Source organism: Pseudomonas sp. Xaverov 259, assembly GCF_019352915.1.
Taxonomy (GTDB): domain Bacteria; phylum Pseudomonadota; class Gammaproteobacteria; order Pseudomonadales; family Pseudomonadaceae; genus Aquipseudomonas.
In genome coordinates, this window is sequence record NZ_JAAAFV010000030.1 from 97,795 (window position 1) to 106,531 (window position 8,737).

An 8,737-nucleotide genomic window follows, 5' to 3' on the forward strand; every position below is an offset into this window, starting at 1 on the left:
AGTCAAAGATGTTATGACTGATCCACCGCTTTCGCGAGCAAGCCCGCTCCCACATTTTTAATCCGCGTACAGGTCGGATTACTCAGCCTTATCCTTCGCCTGGTGCTTCACAATGATATCCACCAAGCGCTGAGCCAGCGCCGGGTAGTTTTCATCAAAGTGATGCCCGCCTGGCAGCTTCACCGCCTCGCCCACCGCAGTGGTGTCGGTGCAGCCACTCTCGTTGACTTCTTCAGCACCGTAGATGCACACCACTTTGTCCGCCGGCAGCTTGGCCATTTCCGGGCCGGTGGCGGCTTCTTTGCCAGCATTGCCCAGCCAGCCTTCCACTTCGATTTCAAAGCTGCCGGTGCGTGCGAATGCGAGCAGGATAATCGCGTCGACACGCTGCTGTTCGCTTTCCGGCATGCGGTTATAGATGGCTGGCAATACGTCGGCGCCGAACGAATAGCCGGTCAGTACGAAGCGCTTGGTGCCCCATTTCTGGCGGTAGTGCTGCATCAGCTCGGTGAGGTCTTTGGCGCTTTGTTCCGGGGTCTTGTGCTGCCAGTAGTAGCGCAGGGTGTCGATGCCGACCACCGGGTAGCCGATCTTGGCCATTTCACCGGCCACATCGCGGTCCAGGTCACGCCAGCCGCCATCACCGGAGAGGAACAGGGTAACGGTGTCCTTGGCTTGGCCAGCCGGTACTTCGACCACGGGAATCGCCAGGCCGCCGTTGTCCGAACCGACCAATTGCTTGCGCAGTTCGTTGTTCAGCACTTGCGGGTAGTGAATGTCGTAGTCGCTGATGCTGGTCGTCGCGCGCGGTGTGTCGCGTACGAAGCTGGCGCTTTCATCGTCAGGGTTATCGTTCCACGCCACCAGCCAATTGCCATGGGCGGAGGTCTTTGGCAGTGGGTCCTTGCAGCCTTCCTGCACCAGGGCGAAGCCGACGGAGATGGCGTTGGCCTTGTCGTCGTTCTGTGTGGCCAGCCAGCGCCAGGCGAGCGCGGCGCCAGGGCCGATGCCGCTGACCAGCGTCGCCGGGCCTTTAAGCTGGGCCAGGGCGCTTTGCAGGGCTTGTTCCTGCAACTTGCAGTCATCTTTTGGCAGGATCACTTGAACGATTTGCGCCGAGCCGCCCTGGCTCAGGGCAATCAGTTGGCTGTCGCTCAAGGTTTCATCGGCCATTACAGCCACGGCCACGCGGGCCTTGGCCGAGCCGTTAGGCGTCACGCGGGTCATCACCGAACCGTCGGCCTGGGGCAGTTGTTCCAGGGTCGGTTGCGGGGCAGGGCGGTTCCAGTACCAAAAGCCACCCGCCGCGATCAGCGCGAGCAGCACTACTAAGGCCAATACATACCGCCAGGAGCGTCGAATCATCAGCGTTTCACCAATCCAGTCAAGCCGCCCGCAATCAGGGCGGCGGTATCGGCCAGTGCCACCAGCGGATCAAGTCCTGCGGGCACGGCCATATAACGGGGTTCCCAGTCAGGCTGGAACTTGTCTTTGAAGCGGCGCAAACCTTGGAAGTTATACAACTGCTCGCCACGGCGGAACACCATCGAGCCCAGGCGTTGGGTCAGCGGCGCACCACGGCGCGGTTGCAGGCCCGACAACGGCACCATGCCGAGGCTGAAGCGGGCGTAGTCATGGTTCTTATAATGTTGAATCAGGCCAACCATCATGAATTCCATGGTCAGCTTCGGCGCGTCCGGGTGCGCACGCATCAGGTCGAGACTGGCCAGGTCATGGTTGTAGGTCTCGAGCAGGTTGGCGAAGGCTACCGGGCGCCCTTCGAAGCGAATGATCGCGATGCGAAAGTGCTTGAGGTAGTCGTCGCTGAAACGTCCGAGGGAGAAGCCCTTTTCCCGCACGTTCTTGCCGGTCAGCCAGGCATCGGAGATGACTTTGAGCTCATCCATTGGCGCCTGGCCTGGGTCGCAGATCTCCAGGGACAAGCCGTCCCGGGTGCCACGGTTCCAGGTGTAGCGCAGGTCCTTCATCTCTTTGCCCTTGGCTTCCAGGTCAAAGCGTTTTAGGTCGACGCGGGCTTCTTCGCCCAGTTTGATCGCGGTGAGGCCGATGTCCATGTAATACGGCAGGTTCTCGGCGCGCACCTGGTAAAACACGGGGCGCGCGTGATGGATGTCGCACAGGTCACGGAACTGCCAGATCATCTCGGCGCGTGGTTGGGTCGGGCCGATCGGGTCGTACAAGGCCACCAGGCTGCGCCCGCGACGGGCGTACATCAGGAAGGCTTCATCGTTGGGGTGGAACAGCAACGCCTTGTCGCCGGTCAACGCCAGGCCGCCGTCGGGTTGCGAAGAGGCCATCAGGATCTTGGTGGCGCGCTCCAGCTCATCCGGTGTCGGCAAGTGAATGACCGGGCGCGCGGTGCGCAACAGCCAGGTCAGCGACACGATCACCAGCAACACCGCCGCACCCAGCAACGAACGCAGGCCCCGTGGGGCGTTGGCGTCCAGGGTGAACTGCCACCACAGCTGATGGCTGTACGGCACGTCTTGATAGGCAAACAGCAGCAGCCAGATCGAGGCGCCCAGCACGCAGACGCTGGCCACCAGATACAGCGGCGAGAACGGTAACTCGGTCAGGCGGCTGGCGCGGTAAAACGAGCGACGAAAGATTGCCAGCAGCACCGCCGTCATGATCATCAGGCTGGCTTCTTCCCAGTCGAAGCCTTTGAGCAGCGAGAGCAGGGCGCCGGTCAGCAGCAGCACCATGGTCAGCATCCAGGCCGCCGACAAACGTCGACGCAGGCCTTGGGCGAGCAACAGGCACAACACGCCGATCAGGCTGGCGCCGAAGTGCGAGGCATCAATCAGGCGGTGGGGAATCAGAAAACCGATGTTTTCCAGGCGTGAGTCGATTTCCGGCGTAGCGCCGGAAAACAGCAGGACCACGCCGGACAAAAAAACCAGTACGGCCAGCACCGGTGCCGCCAGGCCCGAAGCAACCCGCAGGCTTTGCTGGGTCTGGAACAGGCGCTGGGCTTCATTGACCAGCAGGAAGATACAGGCGATCAGCAGCGGCAGCACCACGTAGATCATCCGGTACAACAGCAGGGCGGCGGCCAATGGTGCGGCGCCAAGTTTGTCGGCAAACGCGGCCAGCAGAATCGCTTCGAACACGCCCACGCCGCCCGGCACATGGCTGAGTACACCGGCAGCCAGGGCCAACAGGTACACCAGCAGGAACGGGCCGAACGGTGGCGCTTCCGGCAGCAACATATAAAGGACGGTGGCGGCAGCGGCCACATCCAGTGCGGTAATGATCAGTTGCAGGAAGGTCAGGCGGCGGCCGGGCAAGCGCAGCGTGCGCCGCCCAGCCTTGACCAGCAGATTGTCCGGGTACGGTTGTTCCGGCAGGCGGCGGCGATAAATGCCGATGCACAGCGCAACCGACAGCAGCAGCACCGCGCCGGCAATCCCACCGAGCAGCCCTTGGGACAAGTGCAAGTAGGTCGAGGCCGCCGGCAAGTTGCTCAAGGTGGCCAATGCCGCCAGCGGCGGCAGGGCGGTGCCCAGCGCCAGGCTGGCGAACACCGTCATGTGGGCCACTTCCGAGGCGCCGATGCCGTGGCGTGCATATAAACGGTAGCGTACCGAGCCACCGGAGAGCATCGACAGGCCAATGGCATTGCCGATGGCAAAGGCGGTGAAGCCGCCCATGGCCAGGGTCTTGGCCGGCAGCTTCACGCCGGCATAACGCGCGCCGGAGAATTCATAGCCCAATAGAATGATGAAACCGGCGACTGCGGCGGCAAATGCGCCGAGCAAGGCCGGCTTGGGCACTTCCAGAATCGAGTCGTGGAGCGCGTACAGGTCCAGTTCCAGCAGCAGGTGTCGGCAGGCAATCAGGGCGATAGCAAACAGCAACAGGGTGACGGCCAGCCCAATGGGTTGACGGTATTTGCTCAACAGATCCAGCCAACGCAAACGGGTGGGAGTGATCGGTTGTTCCGCTGTGACGGTGTCTTGTGGTTCAGACGAGTTGGCGCGCATCAATCACCTCGTGGATTGTGCGCGACAGGATGGAGGTATCCAGCCAAGTTACCAATCCCTATGGACAAAATAATTACAAATATTAACGCTTATCGCCGGGTGCGGCGACAGCGGCCATTGGTCGTAGAGGGTCGTGCTTGAGTACTGAGCATAGCTCGCAATGACATGGACTCTGCAAACCGAATACGGTTTCATGAAAGATGCCATGCCATTGTTTCAGAAGAACTTTTTCACCGGATACAAAAAAGGCCACTCTTTCGAGTAGCCTTTTTTGATGTTTGGTTGCGGGAGCCGGATTTGAACCGACGACCTTCGGGTTATGAGCCCGACGAGCTACCAGACTGCTCCATCCCGCGTCTGTGTGTCGGCATTCTACAGAGGAACGCAGGTGTGTCAACCTGTGAATTGAAGAAAAGCGCTTGTGGTTCAATCGGTTAGCTCTCCAAGGTGGGCATAAAACGGCCTCGGAGCCAGTCTGGCCGAGGGTTTCAGCTCTATTGGCAGGTGGATTTCGATTGAGAAAATAAATTCACCTTGGAAATTTCCTACCGCGCAAACGGCAGATTCAAACTACTGGTGCTATATACAGGAGTGAGTGCGATACTGGCCGCCCGTTGGATTACACCCTCTGTTTATATGACGCAGCGCAAAATCATCCACGTCGACTGTGATTGCTTCTACGCCGCCATCGAGATGCGTGACGACCCGAGCCTGGCGCAAAAGCCCCTGGCGGTCGGCGGCTCGGCAGACAGGCGCGGGGTGATTGCCACCTGCAACTATGAGGCGCGGGCCTATGGCGTGCGGTCGGCCATGTCATCGCGCCATGCCTTGAAGCTGTGTCCGGACCTGACGATCGTCAAGCCGCGCATGGATGCCTATAAAGAAGCATCGAAAGAAATCCAGACGATCTTTCGCGACTACACCGACCTGATCGAGCCATTGTCTCTGGACGAAGCCTATTTAGATGTGTCCGACAGCCCGCATTTTGGCGGCAGTGCCACGCGCATCGCCCAGGACATTCGTCGGCGCGTCTCCAACCAGTTGCACATCACCGTGTCGGCCGGCGTGGCGCCGAACAAGTTTCTGGCCAAGATCGCCAGCGACTGGAAAAAGCCCAACGGCTTGTTTGTGATCACCCCGGATCAGATCGAAGACTTTGTATCGCAGTTGCCGGTGAAAAAGCTGCACGGTGTCGGCAAGGTCACCGCCGATAAGCTGGCGCGCCTGGGCATCGAAGACTGCCTGCAACTGCGCGAGTGGAACAAGCTGGCGCTGGTGCGTGAATTCGGCAGTTTTGGCGAGCGGCTTTGGGGCCTCGCCCGTGGGATTGATGACCGTGTGGTGCAGAACGACAGCCGTCGACAATCCATCAGTGTGGAAAATACCTACGACGTGGACCTGCCGGATCTTTCAAGTTGCCTGGCGAAATTGCCTGAGCTGATGGAGACGCTGGCGGGGCGTATGGCGCGTATCGATAGCAGTTATCGCGCGGGCAAGCCGTTCGTTAAGGTGAAGTTTCATGACTTTACCCAGACGACGCTGGAGCAGGCCGGGGCAGGGCGGGATCTGGAGAGTTATCAACAGCTGATGACCCAGGCCTTTAACCGGGGCGGGAAGCCGGTGCGGTTGTTGGGGATTGGGGTGCGGTTGCTGGACTTGAGCAATGGCAATGAACAGCTCGAGCTCTCCTGGTAGAAACTGGAAAAAATGTGGGAGCGGGCTTGCTCGCGAATGCGCAGTGTCAGTCGATACATTCATCACTGATACACCGCCTTCGCGAGCAAGCCCGCTCCCACATTTAGATCTATAGCGTTTTCAGGATCTCAGCGTGCCCCAGGATCTGCGACGAGTCTTCCCGCATCCTTGGTCAGTGCCTGCAGAAATTCCTGCTGCAACTCCGGATCATTGCGCGTCAGTTCGATCAGGCTTTGTTCCAGCTCACTGGCTTCTTCCTCCAGGCCCAGCTCCGACAGGCGTTTGACCCGGTGCACCCACTGGCTCACTTCGTCATCTTCCAAGTCGTCGTAGATCAGCCCATGGGCTTCGAGCAGCTTGCTGCGCAGGGTGTTGCTGACCGCCAGGGTCGAGTCGGAATGCACATCGTCCTGGCCATCTTCAACGCTGATCTTCAAGGTGCTGACGCGGTTCAGGTCTTGCTCGGCAAACGGGCTGTCCAACAGGTTCAGGCGCAGTACGCCGTCGCGATCGGTGGTCAGCTCATGGGTCTGCTTGCCGGCGGTGACCTGCACCGGGCGCTCGCTCCAGGGCAGGCTCGAATACTCCGTGCGCTTGTCGCGCTGGACTTCATCGATGCCGGCCAGGTTCTGTTGCGCACGGCCGTGGGATTGCACGTTCATGAACGGGTTGATGCCGTCCACGCCGTAGCTCAACCAGTCGCGCGTCATGCTGGTGGGCAGGTTGCCGAGGGCGAAGACATTCACCACGTTGGCGCCCGCACCCGCTACCAGCGCAACGGCACCCAAAGGCATCTCATAGAGTTTGCGCCAGGGTTGGTAGGGGGTGTAGCGATCGTAACGGCGGGTGACTTCGAACTCGGTGACCTCAAAGGTCTTCTGCTCGTGAATGCGAACCCGGCGTTGCGGCAGTTCCAGCACTTTGGGTTCGCCTACATCGATTTGCAGGCTGTGGTCGAGCAACTTTCGCTCGACCCGCTCCTCGTGCTCACTGCGTTGCGACATTTGATTGGCGCAGCCGCTGACCAGCAGGGCGCCGCACAAGGCGGCGCCCCCCAGGGCTCTGGTGTTTCGCTTGAACATGACTTCTCTTGATCTGGTTTTCAGCGACGAATACGCGCCTGAAGGAAAGACAGCACGTCAGCCACCGGCAACGGTTGGGCTTCGGCTTCGGTCCGGCTCTTGTATTCCAGATTGCCATCGGCCAGGCCGCGGTCACTGACCACGATACGGTGCGGGATGCCAATCAGTTCCATGTCGGCGAACTTGATGCCCGGGCTGGTTTTCTTGTCCCGGTCATCGAGCAGCACTTCAAAACCGGCAGCCGTCAGTTCGGCATACAGTTTGTCGGTGGCTTCGCGTACTTGCTCGTTGTCATAGCGCAGCGGTACCAGGGCGATCTGGAACGGTGCCAGGGCGTCGCTCCAGATGATGCCTTTCTCGTCGTTGTTCTGCTCGATGGCAGCGGCAACCACGCGCGATACGCCAATGCCGTAGCAACCCATGTCCAGGGTGATCGGCTTGCCGTTTTCGCCCAGCACTTCGCACTTCATCGCCTTGCTGTACTTGTTGCCCAGCTGGAAGATGTGCCCGACTTCGATGCCGCGCTTGATTTCCAGGGTACCTTTGCCGTCCGGGCTTGGGTCACCGGCCACCACGTTACGCAGGTCGGCCACGGTCGGAACCGGCAGATCACGCTCCCAGTTCACGCCGAAATAGTGCTTGTCGTCGATGTTGGCGCCGATACCGAAGTCGCTCATCAGCTCGACCGAACGGTCGATGATGATCGGCAGCGGCAGGTTCAGCGGGCCGAGCGAACCGGCACCGGCGCCAATGGCGTCGCGCAGTTCGGCATCGGTGGCCATGACCAGCGGGCTGGCCACGCCTGGCTGCTGGGCAGCCTTGATTTCGTTGAGTTCGTGGTCGCCACGGATCACCAGGGCGATCAGTTTGCCTTCTTCTTCGGCGCGCACGATCAGGGTCTTGATGGTTTTTTCAATCGGCAGATTGAATTTTTCCACCAGGGCCGCGATGGTCTTGGTCTCTGGCGTGTCCACCAGGCGCAGTTCTTCAGCCGGTGCGGCGCGGGACGTTTCCCGTGGCACGGCTTCGGCTTTCTCGATATTCGCCGCGTAGTCGGAGCCGTTGCTGAACACGATATCGTCTTCGCCGGACTCGGCCAGCACGTGGAACTCGTGGGAGCCGGCGCCGCCGATGGAGCCGTTGTCCGCTTCAACCGGGCGGAATTTCAGGCCCAGGCGCGTGAACACGTTGCAGTAGGCGGTATGCATGCGGTCATAAGTGGCCTGCAAGGACGCCTGGTCAGCGTGGAACGAATACGCGTCCTTCATGATGAATTCGCGGCCGCGCATCAAGCCGAAACGTGGGCGGATTTCGTCACGGAACTTGGTCTGGATCTGATACAGGTTCAGCGGCAGCTGCTTATAGCTGCTCAGCTCGTTGCGCATCAGGTCGGTGATCACTTCTTCATGGGTCGGGCCTGCGCAGAAGTCGCGGCCATGACGGTCCTTGAAGCGCAGCAACTCAGGGCCGTACTCTTCCCAGCGCCCGGATTCCTGCCACAGCTCAGCCGGTTGGGTGCTCGGCATCAACACTTCCAGAGAGCCGGCGGCGTTCATTTCTTCGCGAACGATGGCTTCGACCTTGCGCATCACCTTCAAGCCCATGGGCAGCCAGGTGTACAGGCCGGAGGCCAGTTTGCGGATCATACCGGCGCGCAGCATCAGCTGATGGCTGATTACAACCGCGTCGGAAGGTGTTTCTTTCTGTGTGGCGAGCAAATATTGACTGGTACGCATGGTAGGCCGTTGTCGGTTGCTTGGACTTGAAATGACTTGGGATTGTACGGGCGGTTGTCGCCGGAGTACAGGCGTGAGGTCGTGGCGGTGTTTCTGTTGGAGTAGAGCCAGCTCCCACAGAAAAGCAGCTCTTCAGTGCAAGCAAACCCGCAGCCGACCTCATATTCAAAACTGCATGCGGTCAACTGTGGGAGCGGGCTTGCTCGCGAATGCGGTG

Annotated in this window: 5 protein-coding genes and 1 tRNA gene; 1 reads left to right on the plus strand and 5 read right to left on the minus strand. The window is 60.2% G+C overall.

The features are described from left to right. Nucleotides 1–78: 78 nt before the first annotated feature. The 3 genes from K0H48_RS10545 to K0H48_RS10555 all read right to left on the minus strand — a co-directional run bounded on the left by K0H48_RS10545 (nt 79) and on the right by K0H48_RS10555 (nt 4,363). Nucleotides 79–1,365 (minus strand): virulence factor family protein, encoded by a 1,287-nt coding sequence (locus K0H48_RS10545; protein WP_056858686.1) that lies wholly within the window; start codon nt 1,363–1,365, stop codon nt 79–81. Continuing rightward, on the minus strand, nt 1,365–4,007 hold the full coding sequence (gene mprF / locus K0H48_RS10550) for a bifunctional lysylphosphatidylglycerol flippase/synthetase MprF (RefSeq protein ID WP_017139740.1): 2,643 nt from the start codon (nt 4,005–4,007) through the stop codon (nt 1,365–1,367). The genes K0H48_RS10545 and mprF overlap by 1 nt, the downstream gene beginning before the upstream one ends. Nucleotides 4,008–4,286: 279 nt before the next feature. Continuing rightward, nucleotides 4,287–4,363: transfer RNA gene (locus tag K0H48_RS10555), tRNA-Met, on the minus strand. A gap of 280 nt (nt 4,364–4,643) precedes the next feature. Between K0H48_RS10555 and dinB the strand changes: the two genes are divergently transcribed. Then, complete coding sequence (dinB, locus tag K0H48_RS10560) at nt 4,644–5,702, plus strand: DNA polymerase IV (protein ID WP_219267410.1); 1,059 nt, start codon at nt 4,644–4,646, stop codon at nt 5,700–5,702. A 128-nt stretch (nt 5,703–5,830) separates the two neighbouring features. Here dinB and K0H48_RS10565 read toward each other — a convergent pair whose 3' ends face one another. Then, entirely contained in the window at nt 5,831–6,784 is a 954-nt protein-coding gene (locus K0H48_RS10565; protein WP_219267411.1) for a hypothetical protein, read from the minus strand. A 20-nt stretch (nt 6,785–6,804) separates the two neighbouring features. After that, complete coding sequence (locus tag K0H48_RS10570; RefSeq protein WP_017139743.1) at nt 6,805–8,520, minus strand: proline--tRNA ligase; 1,716 nt, start codon at nt 8,518–8,520, stop codon at nt 6,805–6,807. Between the last annotated feature and the right edge of the window lie 217 nt (nt 8,521–8,737).

Excerpts from the sequence above, each read along its gene's own strand:
- K0H48_RS10565 (WP_219267411.1), bottom strand. The coding sequence starts at position 6,784 with ATGTTCAAGCGAAACACCAGAGCCCTGGGGGGCGCCGCCTTGTGCGGC.
- K0H48_RS10545 (WP_056858686.1), bottom strand. The coding sequence starts at position 1,365 with ATGATTCGACGCTCCTGGCGGTATGTATTGGCCTTAGTAGTGCTGCTC.
- dinB (WP_219267410.1), top strand. The coding sequence starts at position 4,644 with ATGACGCAGCGCAAAATCATCCACGTCGACTGTGATTGCTTCTACGCC.
- K0H48_RS10570 (WP_017139743.1), bottom strand. The coding sequence starts at position 8,520 with ATGCGTACCAGTCAATATTTGCTCGCCACACAGAAAGAAACACCTTCC.
- mprF (WP_017139740.1), bottom strand. The coding sequence starts at position 4,007 with ATGCGCGCCAACTCGTCTGAACCACAAGACACCGTCACAGCGGAACAA.